Source organism: Flavihumibacter sp. ZG627 (assembly GCF_000814325.1).
GTDB lineage: Bacteria > Bacteroidota > Bacteroidia > Chitinophagales > Chitinophagaceae > Flavihumibacter.
Genome location: NZ_JPHF01000002.1, coordinates 525,537 through 543,190 on the forward strand (window position 1 = coordinate 525,537; position 17,654 = coordinate 543,190).

A 17,654-nucleotide genomic window follows, 5' to 3' on the forward strand; every position below is an offset into this window, starting at 1 on the left:
GCAGATGTTAAACAGCGTGCATCATATTGCAATTATTGCAGGGGATTATGAGCGGAGTAAAAAGTTTTACACCGAAATACTTGGGCTTCACATAATAGCAGAAGTTTACCGCGAGGAAAGGGATTCCTGGAAACTGGACCTTGCACTCAACGGACAGTACATCATCGAGCTGTTTTCATTTCCCGGCGCACCGGCACGGCCTTCGAGGCCGGAAGCCATCGGGCTGAGACACCTGGCTTTTTCTGTGACAGACCTTGATCAGGAAGTTGCGTCCTTAACCAGTAAAGGTGTTAGCTGTGAAGCCATCCGGACAGATCCTTATACCGGGAAGAGATTTACTTTTTTTAGTGATCCGGATGGATTGCCATTAGAATTATACGAACTATAAATTAAGCGTGGATAATGTTGAAAGGGAAGTCAAACGAACAAGTCTATAATAACGATACGGGGGTACATGGACAGTACAAAACATGGTTCCTTGATTATGCATCCTATGTTATCCTGGAACGAGCCGTCCCAGCCATTGAGGATGGGTGTAAGCCCGTTCAGCGACGCATCCTTCATGCGATGAAAGAGATGGATGATGGCCGTTTCAATAAGGTAGCCAATATCATTGGACAAAGCATGCAGTACCATCCGCATGGAGATGCCAGTATTGGCGATGCCCTGGTAAACCTCGGCCAGAAAGACCTGCTCATCGAAACCCAGGGAAACTGGGGTGATGTGAGAACCGGTGATGCGGCTGCTGCTCCCCGTTATATTGAAGCCAGGCTCAGCAAGTTCGCACTTGAAGTGGCCTTCAATAATAAAACAACCGACTGGCAACTCAGCTATGATGGCCGTAAGAATGAACCGGTTACCCTTCCCATGAAGTTTCCCTTACTGCTAGCACAGGGCGTGGAGGGTATTGCTGTGGGACTATCAACAAAAATTCTCCCGCATAATTTCTGTGAGCTTATTGAGGCTTCCATCAAATACCTGAAAGGAAAGAAATATGAGATCTACCCCGACTTTCAAACCGGGGGCATGGTTGATATCACCAATTACAATGAAGGTAAAAGAGGGGGAAAGGTTAGGGTACGTGCGCTGATAGAGGAGTTCGACAAGAAAACCCTGCTCATTAAAAATGTACCCTATGGTGTAACGACGGGCGGACTCATTGATTCCATTATAAAGGCCAATGACCAGGGTAAGATCAAGATCCGAAAGGTTACCGATAATACCGCAGCGGAAGTGGAGATCCAGGTAGACCTGGCACCGGGCATCTCACCCGATATCACCATTGATGCACTCTATGCTTTCACTGATTGTGAAGTAAGCATTTCACCCAACGCCTGTGTGATCGTAGACCAGAAACCAAGATTCCTTGGCGTACATGAATTGCTGGCAACGGCAACCGACAATACCCGAGAGCTGCTGAAAAAAGAACTGGAGATCAGGCTGGCGGAGCTGCAGGAGAAATGGCATTATACATCGCTGGAAAAAATATTCTTCGAAGAGAAGATTTACAAGGAGCTCGAGAAGAAACATGAAACATGGGAGAAGGTGCTGGAAGCCATTGATAAAGCCTTTACACCATTCAAGAAACAACTCAAGCGGCCCATTACAAGGGAGGATATCGTTAAATTAACGGAGAAGCCTGTACGCAGAATCTATAAACTGGATATTGATGACCTGAACGCACAGATCAAAGGCCTGGAAGCAGATATTAAGCAGGTAAATCACGACCTGGCAAACCTTGTTGAATTTGCGATAGCATACTATGAGAACCTGCTGAAAAAATTCGGCAAGGGAAGAGAACGCAAAACAGAGATCCGGCCATTTGAAGCCATCCAGGCAAAGCATGTAGCCATTGCCAATACCAAGCTATATGTAAACTGGGCAGATGGATTTATCGGTACTTCGCTCAAAAAAGATGAACTGGCTTTTGAATGTTCTGACCTCGATGATATCATTGCTTTCACCCGCCGGGGCATAATGAAAGTGGTGCGGGTGGGAGAGAAGGTTTATATCGGAAAAGATATCATCCATGTGGCCGTGTTCCAGAAGAATGATGAACGCACCACCTATAATATGATTTATGTGGATGGTGGCACGGGCACCAGCTATGCCAAGCGATTCAATGTGACCGGAATCACGCGCGATAAAGAATATGATCTGTCGCGCGGCAATGATAAAAGCAAGATCCACTATTTCACTGCCAATGCAAATGGAGAAGCCGAGAGTGTAACCATTGTACTGAGTCCGAATTGCTCAGCCCGCAACAAACAGTTTGACTTCTATTTTGAAGAGTTGGAGATCAAGGGAAGAAGTGCACAGGGTAACCAGGTTACGAAGTATCCCATCAAGAATGTAAAATTAAAGGAAGCCGGACGCTCTACACTGAGTGCTATCAAGCTTTGGTTTGATGATAAATTTGGCAGGCTCAATACAGAACAGAAGGGAACCTATCTGGGTAATTTTGATGGAACAGAAAAACTGCTGGTGGTATATACTGATGGAAATTATGAGCTTACTGATCTGGAACTCACCCAACGCTTTGATCCGGAGAAGATATTGCTGGTAGAGAAGTTCAATCCGGAGAAAGTGATCACCGCTGTTTACCTCGATAATGACAAGCTGCAGTATAATGTAAAGAGGTTCAGGATAGAGACCACTACGCTACAGAGCAGATTCCTTTTCATAAAAGAAGGAGCGGGCAACAGGCTGGAGGTGGTTACTACTGACGATAAGCCTGTATTGCTATTACATACGGGAAGGGGAACGCAGGCCCGCACGCAGAAGATAAAGATTGCCGGTTTTGTGGAAGTGATGGGATGGAAAGCAGTCGGTAATAAGCTGGCAGATTTTTCCAAGTCAACAGAAATGGAATGGGAGCAGACGGAGAAGGATGATAAGGGGCAGACGAGTTTGTTCTGATGAAAGGCGTAATGCCCTTTCGTGCATATTGGTTCGACAATCCTTCGAGGGTCCTTCGAGCATCCTTCGAAGGAGTTTCGGAGCGGCTATTGATGGGCTTTGGATTTGCATAGTAATGGCGTTTTCATAGGACAACTATACATCATGAAGGCAGGTGTTTCCAAATCTAACTGGACAAACGGGCAATTGATATACACCAACGCCACATTTTGCAGCACGAAGCTTTGGTTGGTGCTATTCCATGAAAGGTCCTGGAGGTCGAACGGATTATAATGCCAAAACGTGTAGAAAAACCACTAAAAAGTAAAACCGCTCAGTGAGCGGTTTTACTTTTTTTTTATTTTACCAACGCAGGCTTCTTCCTGATCCTCACTGTACCATTCTGCTGCAGGTTACTTGTTAGGAAAATTTCCTGGGGATTATCTCCATCATATACTACCATCAACGCGGTATTGGGTGGTATGCGGCCAAGGTTTTCGGCAAACATGGACAGGTCATTATATTCTTTTGTTGGATCCAACTTGATATAAATGGTTGTTGCCTTCGCTGAAATCATCTGCTTCTCAATAACAGGATTGCCATTCAGGAATACTGAGATGGTATCTCCATCTATATCTCCATTATCATAAAAGCTTACACGAATGGAATCCGACTTCACCGCCATTTCTGTTGCAACAACAGATTGCCTTTGCTTGAATCGGGTAACCAGTGAATTGTAATTTACTTCCGGTCCCTTTGTTTCTGTTTTGCCGGCTACAGGTTCAGCTGATCTTATCTCCGGACCATCTGCTCCGTCAATAACAATTTTATCATCAACTGATGGCTGCCATAATTGCTTAACCACCGCAGAACTGATCTCTTCATTCTGCTCAACCAGTGAATCCAAAGAGAATAGCACCCTCAACTCCGGACACGTATACCTGTATCTGGGATCCGAAACAAATGCTCCCCTGATAAAACTCCCAACCTTGGAAACCCTTAGCGTTCCCTCAAAACTCATATTGCAGGTTACACCGTCAATAGAATTTGATTTATAAAAAGTTACCGGCATCTCGGGTATACTGATCTGCCTGGTCTTGGGATCGTAAGTTCCTTTCACAAAAAAACTCTGGTATCCATTGCGGAAATAGTATCCAAAAATTCCTTCTACTTTGGTACCGTTCTGCTTTACTATAAGTTGAGTGAGATAGTTGTTGAATGTGCCATCCAGCACCACATCGGCTTTTCCATACCAGCTACCCGTCGTCGTTGTTGTGCTCGTTTGGGCACCGGCGCAGAGCGAGAAGAACAACAAGGATATCAGAATTAAACGCTGCATCTTGAAAATTAAGGATTTTAACTATAGCTAATACGGATTTTTACGTGTCTTAGTATTCAGGCAATGATTTATTTTATAAATCGTTTTATATCCCGCTCTACATCACGCTTTTTGATGCTTTCTCTCTTATCGTAGATTTTTTTCCCCTTGCCTAATCCGATCTCCATTTTAGCTATATTTTTCTCTGTGAAAAATATTTTTAAAGGCACAATGGTATAACCTTTTTCTTTGATCTTGGATTCCAGTTTTCGCAGCTCTTTTTTATGCAGCAATAACTTTCTTTCCTGGGTGGGCTCATGCCGCTGCGTAGTGCCAAATGCATATTCCGAAATATGCATGCTTTTTACATATAACTCTCCCTTATCAAAAACGCAATAGGCATCATTAAAGCTGACCTTTCCGTTCCGGATTGCTTTCACCTCGGTTCCCACCAGTACTATGCCGGCAATATAAGTGTCTTCAAAATAGTACTCGTGAAATGCTGATCTGTTCTTTAGTTCCACTTTATATGATCAGGGAGGCGCTTGTCCTCCCCAGTTTTTTGATCCTTGTTAATTTTTAAATAGCACCAGTAATGTTCCCAGTCTTTCTTTCAGATTTTTTCGGTCGATGATGAAATCCAGAAATCCATGCTCCAACAGAAACTCACTTCGCTGGAATCCTACAGGAAGGTCGCGCTTGATGGTTTCCTTGATCACTCGTGGACCGGCAAATCCAATCAACGCGCCCGGCTCCGCAATATTCAGATCTCCCAACATCCCGAAAGAGGCAGAGATACCACCAAAGGATGGGTCAGTTAAAAAGGAGATATAAGGTATTTTAGCATCTGTTAATTGCGATAATTTCCCCGATACCTTTGCCAGTTGCATCAGCGAAAATGCACTCTCCATCATCCGCGCTCCACCTGATTTACAGATGATCATCAACGGCAGTTTATGTTCCAGACAATAATCCACCGCCCTTGAAATCCTTTCTCCCATCACGCTGCCCAATGATCCACCGATGAATTCAAAGTCCATACACGCAACCACCATGCCGCTTCCATTGATGTTTCCCGCGGCTACCCTTATTGAATCTGTTATATCTGTTTTACTCCAGATCTCATTGAGTCTTTTCTCATACGATTTAAGATCGGTAAAATGCAGGAAGTCCTTTGATCTTATATTCTCGAACATCACCTCAAAAGCGCCATCGTCAAATAGTATATCAAAATATTCATCACTTCCTATGCGATGGTGGTAATTGCACTTGGGACATACAAAGAGATGTTCCCGCAATTCATTCATGGTGCAGATATAATTACACTCCGGACATTTGGTCCACAGCCCCTCCGGGGTCTCTTTTTTGTCGGCGGTACTGGTAAGAATTCCTTTCTTGATGCGCTTGAACCAGCTGCTCTTGGTCTCCTCTGTTTGTCCCTCTTCTCCGGCCAGGTTTGCATCAAAATCTTCTTCGTGTTGTGCCATGCTCCGTTTGATTTTGGCGGCTAAGATAAGAAACCTGAATGATTAGTGCGATCGCATATGCTTGAAAGCATTGATCAGCCCGTTCGTTGAGCTATCATGCCCCTGCACATTCTCATCTCCACCTAATTCAGGTAATATTTTATTGGCGAGTTGCTTGCCCAATTCCACGCCCCACTGGTCAAAACTAAATATGTTCCATATGACGCCCTGCACGAATATCTTGTGTTCGTACATAGCAATGAGTTGTCCCAGTGCAAAGGGATCGATCTCCTTCACTAAAATTGAATTGGTAGGCCTGTTTCCCGCAAAGGCTTTAAAAGGAACCAGTTCATCCACCTTGGTGCTATCCATTCCAGCTTTAACTAATTCAGCCTTCGCCTCTTCACTTGTTTTGCCATTCATCAGTGCCTCCGTTTGCGCGAAGAAATTTGACATCAGTTTCTGGTGATGGTCGCCCACAGGGTTCTGGCTGATAGCCGGGGCTATAAAGTCGCAGGGTATAATGGGTGTGCCCTGGTGAATCAGTTGATAAAAAGCATGCTGACCGTTGGTGCCGGGCTCGCCCCAGATAACCGGACCGGTGCTATAATTAACGCGCTGCCCGTTGCGGTCAACCGATTTGCCATTACTCTCCATATTGCCCTGCTGGAAATAGGCCGCAAAGCGGTGCATATACTGATCATAGGGGAGGATGGCCTCCGTTTGGGTACCGAAGAAATTGGTATACCAGATGCCCGTCAATGCCAGCAGCACAGGAATATTCTGCTCAAAGGGAGTGTTGCGGAAATGCTGATCCATTTGATTAGCGCCCTTTAAAAGCGAATTAAAATGATCATATCCTACCGTTAATGCTATTGATAGTCCGATGGCACTCCAGAGTGAATATCTTCCGCCTACCCAGTCCCAGAACCCGAACATATTCTCTTTCTCTATCCCAAATGCCACAACCGCTTTTTCGTTGGTTGATAAGGCGGCAAAATGTTTGGCCACATGCGCTTCATCACCCGCCGTTTTGAGGAACCATTCCCTTGCAGTAAGCGCATTAGTCATGGTCTCCTGCGTGGTAAAGGTCTTGGATGCAACCAGGAATAATGTTTGCTCCGGATCAACTTTTTTCAGCGTCTCTACTATATGTGTTCCGTCAACATTGGAAACAAAGAAGGGCTGGATACCGTCCACCGAATAATGCTTCAGCGCCTCGGTTACCATCAGTGGTCCAAGGTCACTTCCTCCGATACCGATATTTACAATATAACGGATAGGTTTACCCGTAAATCCTTTCCACTCACCACTATGCACCTTTGCACAGAAAGCCTTCATTTTGGAAAGCACTTCCCTCACTTCAGGCATCACATCTTTTCCTTCGGTGCTAACAGGTTGGTCGGTGAGGTTTCGCAAGGCGGTATGTAATACAGCCCGACCTTCGGTATGATTAATTAGTTCACCACCAAACATCGCCTCGATGCCATCTTTTAACCGGCACTCATCGGCAAGCTGCAGCAGGAGCTGCCTTGTTTTTTCGGTGATAATATTTTTCGAGAGGTCAACCAGCAGGTTGTCCATGCAATAGGAAAACTTGCTGAATCTTTCCGGGTCATCCTTAAAGAGCTGGCGCATATGCACCTGTTTCATCTCCGTGTCATAATGCTGTTGCAGCGCCTGCCAGGCCTTGGTGGTTGTTGGGTTAACAGTAGGTAACATTCTTATTGGTTTGCTTGCGGGCGTAAATTTAGGGATTATAGACCATCGATAACGGAAAGCAGCTTATCCACCATTTCATCATTTACATCAAGATGGGTTACCATGCGGATCTGTGTAGGTGATATTGCCATGCAGTGTATATCAAAATGTTTGAGGGTATCAGCAAGACTGGCAGCAGTAAATCTTCCCTTCACCCCAAATATCAGGATGTTCGTTTCTACCGGCATGATCTCTCCAACAAAGTCTTTCCCGGCAAGTTTTGCTGCTATCTGTTTCGCATGATCATGATCCTCTTTTAACCGCTCAATATTATTTTCGAGGGCATATATACCCGAAGCAGCCATAAAGCCCGCCTGCCTCATGCCGCCGCCAAATACTTTTCGCACCCTTCGTGCCTGTTTGATAAAGGCAGCTGATCCCACCAGAATACTGCCCATCGGGCATCCAAGTCCCTTATTGAGACAAATTGAAATACTATCAAAAACTTCCCCATAGTCTGAAGGCTTCTGACCTGTTGCAACAAGGGCATTGAAAAGCCTGGCTCCATCAAGGTGATACTTCAACCGGTTTATAGTGCATACCTGCGAAATGGCCACTATATCATTCCAATCATAACAGGATCCGCCACCTCGGTTGCTGGTATTCTCCAGGCAAACAAGGGAGGTGCGGGCCTTATGAACATCATCAGGATTGATGGCCGTAACCACCTGCTCCGCTTTTATACGCCCGTTTACTCCTGCGATGGCCTTTACCTGGGCGCCTGAGTTGAAGGCGATTCCGCCGCCCTCATATATATATACATGGGCCTGCTGTTCACAGATCACTTCATCGCCGGGCTGGGTATGCACCTTAATGGCGATCTGGTTGCTCATGGTTCCTGAGGGACAATAAAGCGCAGCTTCTTTTCCGAACAGCCGGGCGGCCATAGCTTCCAGCCGATTCACCGAGGGGTCTTCCTGAAAAACATCATCGCCCACTTCTGCCTGCATGATAGCATTGAGCATCGCCGGCGTAGGGCGGGTGAAGGTGTCTGAACGTAATTCGATTCTCATGGCGCAAATATAGGAGTAAGGAAGATTGCCCAGATATATAAGAGAAAGTATGGTCTTAGTGCATTAAAAGACGTAAGATAAACGTAGGATAGTGTTTTTAGAGTTACGTGGTAGAAGGTAGAATCTGCTGTAGGAATACCCGATGAAATAAATAGAAAAAATATCAAGTGATTGTTTTTGAAAGCTTTGCAGTAATATTTGCCCTATTAATGGCATATAATAAGGGATAGGGTATATCCCTGTGTATAAATCGTGGGCAATAATCCCCGGGCATTTGATGGTACAGCCTATCTTGTTGAAGCCAATCCATATATTTGCTTCCCTCTAAAATTGGAAAAAGTGCGCTTAAAGAGTTTAGAAATAAAAGGTTTTAAAAGTTTTGCCGATAAAACGGTGGTCCACTTTGACCAGAATATCACTGGTATTGTTGGACCAAACGGTTGCGGCAAGAGCAATATCATTGACAGTATCCGCTGGGTTATCGGTGAGCAGAAGATCAGCCAGCTTCGTTCGGAGAATCTCGAGAGCCTGGTTTTTAATGGCTCAAGAACACGTTCCGCCTCAGGTCTCGCAGAAGTGAGTCTCACCTTTGAGAATACAAAAAATCTACTGCCTACTGAATTCAATACCGTTACCATCACCCGTAAATTTTATAAAAGCGGTGAAAGTGAATACCGGCTCAATGATGTTAGCTGCCGCCTCAAGGATATCCAGAATTTATTCATGGATACTGGCGTGAGTACCGACTCCTACAGCATCATTGAATTGGGAATGGTGGATGACCTTATCAAGGACAAGGAGAATAGTCGCCGCCGCATGCTTGAACAGGCTGCAGGTATCTCCATCTATAAAACCCGTAAAAAAGAAGCCCGCCAGAAGCTTGATGCTACTGAACAAGACCTCGCCAGGATCGAAGACCTTTTGTTTGAGATCAACAACCAGCTCAAGACCCTCGAGAACCAAGCTAAGAAGGCAGAGAAATACTACGAGATCAAAAAAGATTACCGCGAGCTTTCCATCGAACTGGCGAAAGCAGCGCTGGAAGGTTTTAATGTGACCTACAGAGAGCTCAATGAGCAGACGGCCGCTGAAACCGACAGGAGGTTTCAGTTGGAAGCAGTCATAGCACAGGAAGAAGCTGCCATTGAACAGGAAAAAGTTGGATTCATTGAAAAGGAACGTGCTCTCCAAAGCATGCAACATGAATTCAATGACCTTCTGCAGGTATTACGCAGTAAAGAGAATGACAAAAACCTTGCCTCACAGCGACTCAATTTTTTACAGGAGAAAGAAAGCAGCCTACAGGAATTCCTGCTGAAAAGCGAGGGACAACTAAAGGGACTGGAAGAGAGCATTGCTTTTACCGGTCAGCAGGTTAAAGAAGAAGAAGGCAAGCTGGAAACATTTGAAAACCAGCTCGACGAATACAAAACTGCCGTTGAAGAAAAGCGATCCATCTTTGACCAACAACGGGCAGCAGTAGACGCAATCAGATCAGAGAACCTGCAGATCCAGCGCAACCAGTTTGAGGCAGAGAAAAAAGTTGCCGTTGCAGATACTTCTATCCAAAACTTACAGCGTACCATCCACCAGTTGGAAGAAGAGCGTGAGGCGAGGGGTAGCCAGTTACGTCAACTGGAAGAGGAGCGGAGCTTCAAGGACCAGGAACTGGAATCAAAACAAAAAGACCTCCAGCAACTGCAAGAGCATCATGAGCGTACCAAGGAGCAGATCCTTCATACACAGGGTGAGCTTGAAATCCTGCGACAGCAACTTGCAGAAGAGAGCCGGAAATTTGATTCACGTAAGAACGAACATGATCTCCTCAAGAGTCTTATCGACTCCATGGAAGGTTATCCCGAGAGTGTAAAATTCCTGCACAATAATCCTAACTGGAACCATACGGCACCCATTCTTTCCGATATCATTTATGTAAAGGAAGAGTTCCGCGCCGCGGTGGAAAATGTGCTGGAACCCTACCTGAACTATTATGTGGTGAACAACCTGCAGGAAGGTCTGCAGGCAGTACACCTGCTTGATGATAATAAAAAGGGCAAGGCGAATTTCTTCCTGCTCGATAAATTCAATGAGCCGGTTGCAGATAGTCACCAGCCTTCGGGAACAATTCCCGCCATGACGGTTATAGAAGTGGATGGACAATTCCGCCAGCTTGCTGAACATTTACTTGGCAATGTATTTATTGCGGAAGATGAATCGGCAATGGACAACAGCAATGGAGCCGTGGTGCTTGAAAAAACAGGTAAATATGTAAAGGGGAAATATTCTCTTACCGGTGGTAGTGTGGGATTATTTGAGGGTAAGAAGATAGGCCGTGCCAAGAACCTGGAGAAATTACATGAGCAGATCGTGGTTCAGGAAAAAGTAGTAAATGACCTGAAGGCAGAGATCCAGCTAAAGCATAATGAAGTTATTGGTTTCAATGAGCAGCTGAAAGAGCAGGCCATTAAGCAAACACAGCAGGAGATCAATAATTTCACCAACCAGGTATTTGCCTTGCAGAATAAGATCGAGAACCTGCATGCACAGCAGGGCAGCAGCCGCAACAGGCTGGAAGATCTGCAACAGCAATTGGAAGCAACCCAGTCAAGCATTTCAGGCACGCGAAATGACCTGGCCACCTTATTACAGCTTATTGAAGAAACCGGGATAAAACTGCTTGATGTAGAAGCCGGCTATAAAACCGCTGAACAGGATTACAGCAGTGCCAACGCTGTATACAATGAATTCAACCTGAACTTTACCCGTCAGCAGAGCCGGATCAATTCCCTTCGCCAGGAACTGGTATTTAAGAACAACCAGCTCAATGACCTGAACCTTCAGGTTGAAACAAATAAGAGCCAGTTAAAGCAGACGGTTGAAAGTATAAGTGAAAGCGCCGACCTACTTTCTCATGCAGAGAGTGGATTGTTTGAACTGCTGAAGAAAAAAGAAGATGATGAAAAGGTTCTCAACGAAGCGGACCAGGCATATTATAATATGCGTAACAAGCTCAGTGAGAAAGAGAGCGACCTAAGGCATAAGGTTAAAGAGAAAGAGCAGCTGGAGCAATTGCTGGGTGGTATCAAGGATCGCCTCAATGAACTTAAACTGCAACTGGCCGGAATGAAAGAACGCCTGCAGGTAGAGTTCAGGATCAACCTCGATGATATCATAGACCAGCCAAGATCTACCGAAACGCCGGTGGAGGAATTGCAGGAGAGGTCTGAAAAAATGAAGAAGCGGCTCGAGAACCTGGGTGAAGTGAATCCTACGGCCATTGAGGCCTTCACGGAAATGAAAAAACGTTACGAGTTCATCCTCGAGCAAAAGAATGACCTGGTAACCGCCAAGGAAAGTCTGCTGCAAACAATTGCTGAAGTGGAGAGTACCGCAAACCAGAAATTTCTTGAAACCTTTAACCAGGTCAAAGAGAATTTCATTCGCGTTTTCAAAGCCTTGTTTACGGAAGAAGATCAATGCGACCTTATACTGGAGAATCCCGAAAACCTGGCAGAAACAGGAATCGATATTATTGCCAAACCCAAAGGAAAGCGCCCCTCATCTATCACGCAATTGAGCGGAGGAGAAAAAACGCTTACAGCCACTGCGCTGCTCTTTGCCATCTACCTGATCAAACCAGCTCCGTTCTGTATACTTGATGAAGTAGACGCGCCGCTGGATGATGCCAACGTTGGAAAATTCACGAATATGATCAGACGCTTTAGTGAAGAAAGCCAGTTCATCATTGTGACGCACAACAAAATGACCATGGGTTCTGTAGATGCCATTTATGGTGTTACCATGCAGGAACCAGGAGTAAGTAAACTGGTACCGGTTGATTTCAGAAGCCTGAATTAATTTCAGGCAATATGAAAAAAACATATATTGCATACCCGCTACATTATTAGTAACCGTCCATTTTTTATAAGCACTGCCGTAAGGTGGTGCTTTTTCATTTCAGAAAAGTAGATTTACGATTGCATAAGCCAGCATGGCATATTACTTTAGCCGCAGAGGTTGCAAATCTTGTATCAACAAGTAGAAACCGGTCGTCTGGGCGATCGGTTTTCTTTTAGTACCGGGCAGGATCACCCTGTTTGGGCGTCGACTTCAAAATAAACTGCCGGATATCTTCATTGCTCTTTTGAAGATCCTCCTTACGGAGGTACATCATATGACCACTGCGATAACCTTCCCAGCTCATCCTTGAACTGAGTTTACCCCCGGGATCCATTTGCCACATATTATACTTCGCATTGAAATAATCACAGGCGCCATCATAATAGCCCGACTGTACCAATACATGCAGATAAGGATTCTCTGCCATGGCCTTACGAAGATTTTCTCCGGTCTTATCATTTGTCCTGTCCCATGGATGCACGGGTCCAAACATATTATACTTGAAATCAGTTTTGTACTTAAGTTCTTCCCGCAGGTACATATTTATGGCTGGTGTAAAAGAGTGTAACCAGGAATTCAGCTCTACATTAAAATCAGGCCTGTCGCCCGCGTCCTGCTTGTCGAGCCCGATATAACGGGAGTCGAGCCGCCCGATCGTTTGTCCTTTCTCCCTCAATAATTCTTTCCAGAAATAATTCAGCGGCACATCAAGGTTATGCTGCAGAATAACTGATTCCGACAATCCCGAATACCTTGCCATCTTAGTGGCAATATTCTTCTTTTCTGCCGCCGGTAGCATACTGCCCTTATTGATGGCCGTTAGTAGTTCATTCATGGTGAATTGCTCCACTTCCGGCAACATGGCAGTCAGGTCTTTTGCCTGTAGATCGGCCGGCAATTTTTTATGGTACCAGGCTGTAGCGGCAAAATAGGGGAGGCGCAAGGCTGCATCTGTAGCAGTACCTCTCTCAATTCCCAACTCAGTTGGTGAAACGAGTATCACACCATTGAGATAGGTCCACTGTGATTCCTGCATGGCGAGTGCCAATCCCGATACCCTGGTGGTTCCATAACTCTCACCGATAAGGTATTTAGGAGAAGCCCAGCGATTATACCTCGATAAAAATCCATTTATCCATTCTGCCAGGTATTTTATATCTGCATTCACCCCGAAAAAGTTCGCTCTCGGTGTTTCTTTATTAACGATCCGGGAGAAGCCTGTATTCACCGGATCGATGAAAACGATATCTGCCACATCCAGTATGCTGTAGGGATTATCCTTGAAACCATAGGGCTGAACGGGGTAACCTTCGTCATCTATCTTCAATATACGTGGACCGGTATAGGCAAGATGCATCCATACCGAGGCGGAACCCGGACCGCCATTGAAAGAGATCACCAGCGGCCTTGCACTACGGTCTTTAAGATCAGTCCGCTCGTAATAGGTGTAAAATAATCCCGCTACCGTTTTACCATCCTCATCCCAAACCGGCATTGTACCTGCAGTAGCTTTGTAGGGAATTGCCTTCCCCTTTACGGTAACAACACTGGTGGTGGTTACTGCATCATCGGGATTAAATACCAGACTTGAACCATGAGGTTTTTCCTCTTTTTGGGCGGCAGCTGGTGCAGGTGTATTTCTCGGCTGTGCATGGATGGTTTGGAACAGTAATGCGCTGATGGCCAGCAGGCAAAATATTTTCTTCATAAATCTGTTTTGGCTTATAACCGAATGTAATAATATTTCCACTAAGCTAAAGGTGGAGATAATAGGGTTGGAGAAGTTGCACAAATTCAGGTGAATAGTGGTCTCCATTCCTGATATTGATTTTTTCCACAAAAGCAGTAGAAGCACGATCACTAAAAATGAACATCACCCTGAAAGCCGAATGCTTCATGGACTGGTGAATATCAGCAATATAACAGGGATGCATACCTGATTCAGCCGCGAGTTGCTCTGCCTGTACTTTTCTATGCGCCGGAAGCAGCAGTGCAAAATAACCTTCAGGAGCCAGCAGCGAGGCGGCAATCCGGAACAATTCACGAAGATCGAGCAATGATTCATGACGGGCAAGGTTCCTGCCGCGCCCGCTAGCTTTCAGGTCATTCTCAAAGAAGGGAGGATTGGATATAATGATATCATATTTAACGGCAGTTGAACTGAACAGTCTAATATCTCCATGCACCGCCGAAAGCCTTGCTGCCCATAGACTGTCCTTAAAATTGCCGGCCGACTGCTCATAGGCATCCTTATCCATTTCAACAGCATCAACTCTAAGAGATAGTTGTTGCGCCAGCATCAGGCTTAGCAGTCCGGTACCGGTACCAATATCCAGTACCATTGTGCTTTCAGTAAGCAGTTCACCGTTATTATTCTGCGCCATTGATTTAGGAATGTGGAGATCCATTTTAGCTGCAACCCATGCTCCGAAAACACAGGCATCGGTGCATACCTTCATGGCTGTTCGCTCCTGGTGAACGGTGAACTGCTTGAATTGGAAATAAGTATTTGCCATGCCCTTGCTATTTTACCAGGTTGCTCTTGCGCTTGGTACAGCAGAGAGATCGGCGAAGTCGCCATCCAGGAATTTATAATAGGCTGTCGCAGCAATCATAGCTGCATTATCTGTACAATACTGGGGAGACGGATAATAGGTATTCCATCCATATTTATTACCGGCTTCTTTTAAGGCGCTGCGGAGTTCACTATTGGAAGAAACACCTCCTGCGAGGCATATCTCTTTGATACCCGTTTCGATGGCCGCTTTTTTTAGTTTGTTCAACAGGATCGTAACGATCCTGCGCTGGATGGAGGCACATATATCGGGCAATCGCTCTTCTATGAAATTGGGATTCTGGCGCTGGTGTTCCTGCAAAAAATAAAGGATTGAGGTCTTCAATCCGCTGAAGCTGAAATTCAATCCGGGTATCTGTGGCTCAGGAAATATGAATGCTTTGGGATTTCCCTGCTTTGCATAGTTGTCTATCAATGGGCCGCCGGGGTAAGGTAGTCCAAGTATTTTCGCTGATTTATCAAAAGCTTCGCCGGCTGCATCATCAATTGTTTCACCGATGACTTTCATAATGGTAGGTGATTCGCAGAGCACGATCTGCGTATGTCCGCCACTAACGGTTAAACAAAGAAAGGGGAAAGAAGGGGATGGCTCATCAATGAGATTGGCGATAACATGTGCCTGCATATGATGAACAGGTATCAGCGGCTTATTCAATGCCAGGGCCATGGAGCGGGCAAACTGTGCGCCTACCAGCAACGCTCCGATTAATCCCGGTGCCTGGGTAAAAGCAATGCTATCAAGTGAATCCATTTCAACGCCGGCCGTCTTCATGGCCTGGTCAACCACGGGAACAATATGCTGCATATGCGCCCGGCTCGCGAGTTCAGGAACAACTCCGCCATAGGACTCATGCACTTTCTGAGAGGCTATAATATTAGAAAGGATCCTTCCATCACGACACACCGATGCGGCTGTTTCATCACAGGAAGATTCTATAGCGAGGATTGTAATCATTTTTTGAAAAACTATTTACTCCTGATGGCAACAACGGGATCCATTTTAGCGGCGATGGATGCAGGGATAATTCCAGCTAAAATTCCTACCACTATACATATAGATACAGCTATCACCATTATATCAAGCGATATGAATATGGGAAAGCCCAGCAATTTTGAGAACACCTGGGTAAGTATGAATACCAGCAATAATCCGATCATTCCACCCATGATACAGAGAAAGGCTGATTCCATCAGGAACTCCAGCAGGATGGTTCCTTTTTTGGCACCAATTGCCTTCTTTAGACCGATCTGGCTGGTTCTTTCCCTCACGGTTACGAACATGATATTGGCCACGCCAAACATCCCAACTACCAGTGATAATACGGCAATGAAAAATCCACCCATATTGATACCTGCAAAAATACCGGAAGCAAATTCGCCGAAAGCATCCACGTCATTTAAGGAGAAATTTTCAAGCTGCTGTGGCTTGAGTTTACGAATGGAGCGCATGGCACCCATCGTTTCATCTCTTAGTGCTGCCATAGGGATATTCTCCTTACCCTGCAACATCAGCACGGGCTGACTTGATTCTTCACGCACAAGGGTTTTCATAAATGAATAAGGAATGATCAGGCTGTTATCAAATTCCCAACCCCCGATTATACTGGATCCCTGCTTCTTTATGAGGCCAATCACCAATACCTGCCTGTCATAAAGCTGGATGATCCTGCCAACCGCAAGTTCAGGTCTTCCAAATAATTCCTCAGCAACTTTATCCCCTATCACACCATGATTACTCGCGAAATCAAAATCTGACTGTTGCAGATAACGGCCATCAATAACGCTGATGGACTGGATATTGGAAAAATCTTCTGTTATTCCATATATGCGCACATTCTCAAGCTTCTGATCTTCAAATTCGATCTTATCCATGCGTTGAAGGGCAAAAGCTACATTTGAGGCTTCGGGGACGGCATCCTTCAACAAGGAAAGTTCCTCATATTTCGGGGTTGGGCGGTTTACCAGTTTCCAATAAGGCACCTGGCCGCTATAATCCCATTTGTCGATAAAAATGGTATTACTTCCCAGCGCTTTTATGTCCTTCTGAACATTCGCCTCCAGGCTGTTAACAGTGGCCAGCACGCCTATAATACAGAATATTCCGATAGTGATGCCGAAAAGGGACAAAAATGTCCGTAATTTGTTGGAGCGGAACTCATCCAGTGCCATTTTCAGACCGGTTCCCAGGATTTCAAGAGATCTGCGCATTCGTCAAAAATACTGTATTGTTATTCATTTTTTTCGCGAAAACTGTCTTAAATTAGAACTGATTTTAACCAGCCCTCAAACTATCATTCGGAAATTATTTCTTCACTTAAATATAATTCCAATGGTTACTACAGACATTTCCCAATTGGCCGGAGAGTGTTCAACCTGGAGAAACACCCTCCGCGATCAGAGAAGCAACTTCTCTTCCCTCAATGAAAAGCTCCAGCAACTCTCTACCAACCTCCAGGACCGAAACCAGCTCACCGACCTGGAACATCTTCAAAACCAGTTTTACATTCAGCAAATCAACATTCACGATTTGAAGCATGCCATCAAAGAGCATGAACGGATCGCGGAATGGGAGATCTCCCAGAAGGGGCAGGTGACGGATGCCACCTGGTCGGCGCATGAAGATCTGCACTCGCAGTTCGAACAGCTACAGGGTACCTTACAGCAGGTACAGGGAGAGTTTAAACAGTTTGTCGGCAAGATGCAATAAACAAATTTTAATTGCT

13 protein-coding genes are annotated in these 17,654 nt (G+C 45.3%); 4 read left to right on the plus strand and 9 right to left on the minus strand.

Translation table 11 applies throughout. From position 1 onward, the window contains the following. The first annotated feature begins 4 nt into the window (after positions 1–4). On the plus strand, positions 5–388 hold the full coding sequence (locus HY58_RS05795) for a VOC family protein (protein ID WP_039129140.1): 384 nt from the start codon (positions 5–7) through the stop codon (positions 386–388). A 14-nt stretch (positions 389–402) separates the two neighbouring features. Further along, positions 403–2,919 (plus strand): DNA gyrase/topoisomerase IV subunit A, encoded by a 2,517-nt coding sequence (locus HY58_RS05800; RefSeq protein WP_039129141.1) that lies wholly within the window; start codon positions 403–405, stop codon positions 2,917–2,919. 337 nt (positions 2,920–3,256) lie between these two features. Here HY58_RS05800 and HY58_RS05805 read toward each other — a convergent pair whose 3' ends face one another. The 5 genes from HY58_RS05805 to HY58_RS05825 form a co-directional block, all read right to left on the minus strand. After that, complete coding sequence (locus tag HY58_RS05805) at positions 3,257–4,237, minus strand: hypothetical protein (protein ID WP_039129144.1); 981 nt, start codon at positions 4,235–4,237, stop codon at positions 3,257–3,259. 68 nt (positions 4,238–4,305) lie between these two features. After that, positions 4,306–4,740, minus strand: a complete 435-nt coding sequence (gene smpB / locus HY58_RS05810) for an SsrA-binding protein SmpB (RefSeq protein ID WP_039129148.1) — start codon at positions 4,738–4,740, stop codon at positions 4,306–4,308. A 48-nt stretch (positions 4,741–4,788) separates the two neighbouring features. Beyond that, positions 4,789–5,703, minus strand: a complete 915-nt coding sequence (accD, locus tag HY58_RS05815) for an acetyl-CoA carboxylase, carboxyltransferase subunit beta (protein WP_082022057.1) — start codon at positions 5,701–5,703, stop codon at positions 4,789–4,791. Positions 5,704–5,745: 42 nt separating this feature from the next. Beyond that, positions 5,746–7,404: a glucose-6-phosphate isomerase gene (gene pgi, locus HY58_RS05820; protein WP_039129151.1), complete on the minus strand. Its 1,659-nt coding sequence runs from the start codon at positions 7,402–7,404 to the stop codon at positions 5,746–5,748. A gap of 35 nt (positions 7,405–7,439) precedes the next feature. Continuing rightward, the gene (locus HY58_RS05825) at positions 7,440–8,456 is read right to left on the minus strand and encodes a low specificity L-threonine aldolase (RefSeq protein WP_039129154.1); all 1,017 of its coding nucleotides are present in this window, start codon (positions 8,454–8,456) and stop codon (positions 7,440–7,442) included. A gap of 339 nt (positions 8,457–8,795) precedes the next feature. Here HY58_RS05825 and smc point away from each other — a divergent pair, with 339 nt between their 5' ends. Then, positions 8,796–12,314, plus strand: a complete 3,519-nt coding sequence (gene smc, locus HY58_RS05830; protein ID WP_039129784.1) for a chromosome segregation protein SMC — start codon at positions 8,796–8,798, stop codon at positions 12,312–12,314. A 214-nt stretch (positions 12,315–12,528) separates the two neighbouring features. Here smc and HY58_RS05835 read toward each other — a convergent pair whose 3' ends face one another. Genes HY58_RS05835 through HY58_RS05850 form a run of 4 tightly spaced genes read right to left on the minus strand, consistent with a single transcriptional unit; the run spans position 12,529 to position 17,139 of the window. Further along, on the minus strand, positions 12,529–14,064 hold the full coding sequence (locus HY58_RS05835; RefSeq protein ID WP_039129156.1) for a S10 family peptidase: 1,536 nt from the start codon (positions 14,062–14,064) through the stop codon (positions 12,529–12,531). A gap of 46 nt (positions 14,065–14,110) precedes the next feature. Then, positions 14,111–14,872, minus strand: coding sequence for a tRNA1(Val) (adenine(37)-N6)-methyltransferase (locus tag HY58_RS05840; protein WP_039129158.1), 762 nt, complete (start codon positions 14,870–14,872; stop codon positions 14,111–14,113). A 12-nt stretch (positions 14,873–14,884) separates the two neighbouring features. Then, positions 14,885–15,886, minus strand: coding sequence for a tRNA (adenosine(37)-N6)-threonylcarbamoyltransferase complex transferase subunit TsaD (gene tsaD / locus HY58_RS05845; protein WP_082022058.1), 1,002 nt, complete (start codon positions 15,884–15,886; stop codon positions 14,885–14,887). An 11-nt stretch (positions 15,887–15,897) separates the two neighbouring features. Further along, positions 15,898–17,139, minus strand: coding sequence for an ABC transporter permease (locus HY58_RS05850; RefSeq protein ID WP_039129159.1), 1,242 nt, complete (start codon positions 17,137–17,139; stop codon positions 15,898–15,900). 121 nt (positions 17,140–17,260) lie between these two features. On the opposite strand from HY58_RS05850, the gene HY58_RS05855 reads away from it, so the two are divergent. Beyond that, positions 17,261–17,638 (plus strand): hypothetical protein, encoded by a 378-nt coding sequence (locus HY58_RS05855; RefSeq protein WP_039129160.1) that lies wholly within the window; start codon positions 17,261–17,263, stop codon positions 17,636–17,638. Positions 17,639–17,654: the final 16 nt, after the last annotated feature.

Bases quoted from the DNA above. Each gene is read 5' to 3' on its own strand.
- HY58_RS05805 (WP_039129144.1), bottom strand. From the start codon at position 4,237: ATGCAGCGTTTAATTCTGATATCCTTGTTGTTCTTCTCGCTCTGCGCC.
- HY58_RS05825 (WP_039129154.1), bottom strand. From the start codon at position 8,456: ATGAGAATCGAATTACGTTCAGACACCTTCACCCGCCCTACGCCGGCG.
- HY58_RS05795 (WP_039129140.1), top strand. From the start codon at position 5: ATGTTAAACAGCGTGCATCATATTGCAATTATTGCAGGGGATTATGAG.
- HY58_RS05850 (WP_039129159.1), bottom strand. From the start codon at position 17,139: ATGCGCAGATCTCTTGAAATCCTGGGAACCGGTCTGAAAATGGCACTG.
- pgi (WP_039129151.1), bottom strand. From the start codon at position 7,404: ATGTTACCTACTGTTAACCCAACAACCACCAAGGCCTGGCAGGCGCTG.
- HY58_RS05855 (WP_039129160.1), top strand. From the start codon at position 17,261: ATGGTTACTACAGACATTTCCCAATTGGCCGGAGAGTGTTCAACCTGG.
- HY58_RS05840 (WP_039129158.1), bottom strand. From the start codon at position 14,872: ATGGCAAATACTTATTTCCAATTCAAGCAGTTCACCGTTCACCAGGAG.
- tsaD (WP_082022058.1), bottom strand. From the start codon at position 15,886: ATGATTACAATCCTCGCTATAGAATCTTCCTGTGATGAAACAGCCGCA.
- HY58_RS05800 (WP_039129141.1), top strand. From the start codon at position 403: ATGTTGAAAGGGAAGTCAAACGAACAAGTCTATAATAACGATACGGGG.
- accD (WP_082022057.1), bottom strand. From the start codon at position 5,703: ATGGCACAACACGAAGAAGATTTTGATGCAAACCTGGCCGGAGAAGAG.
- HY58_RS05835 (WP_039129156.1), bottom strand. From the start codon at position 14,064: ATGAAGAAAATATTTTGCCTGCTGGCCATCAGCGCATTACTGTTCCAA.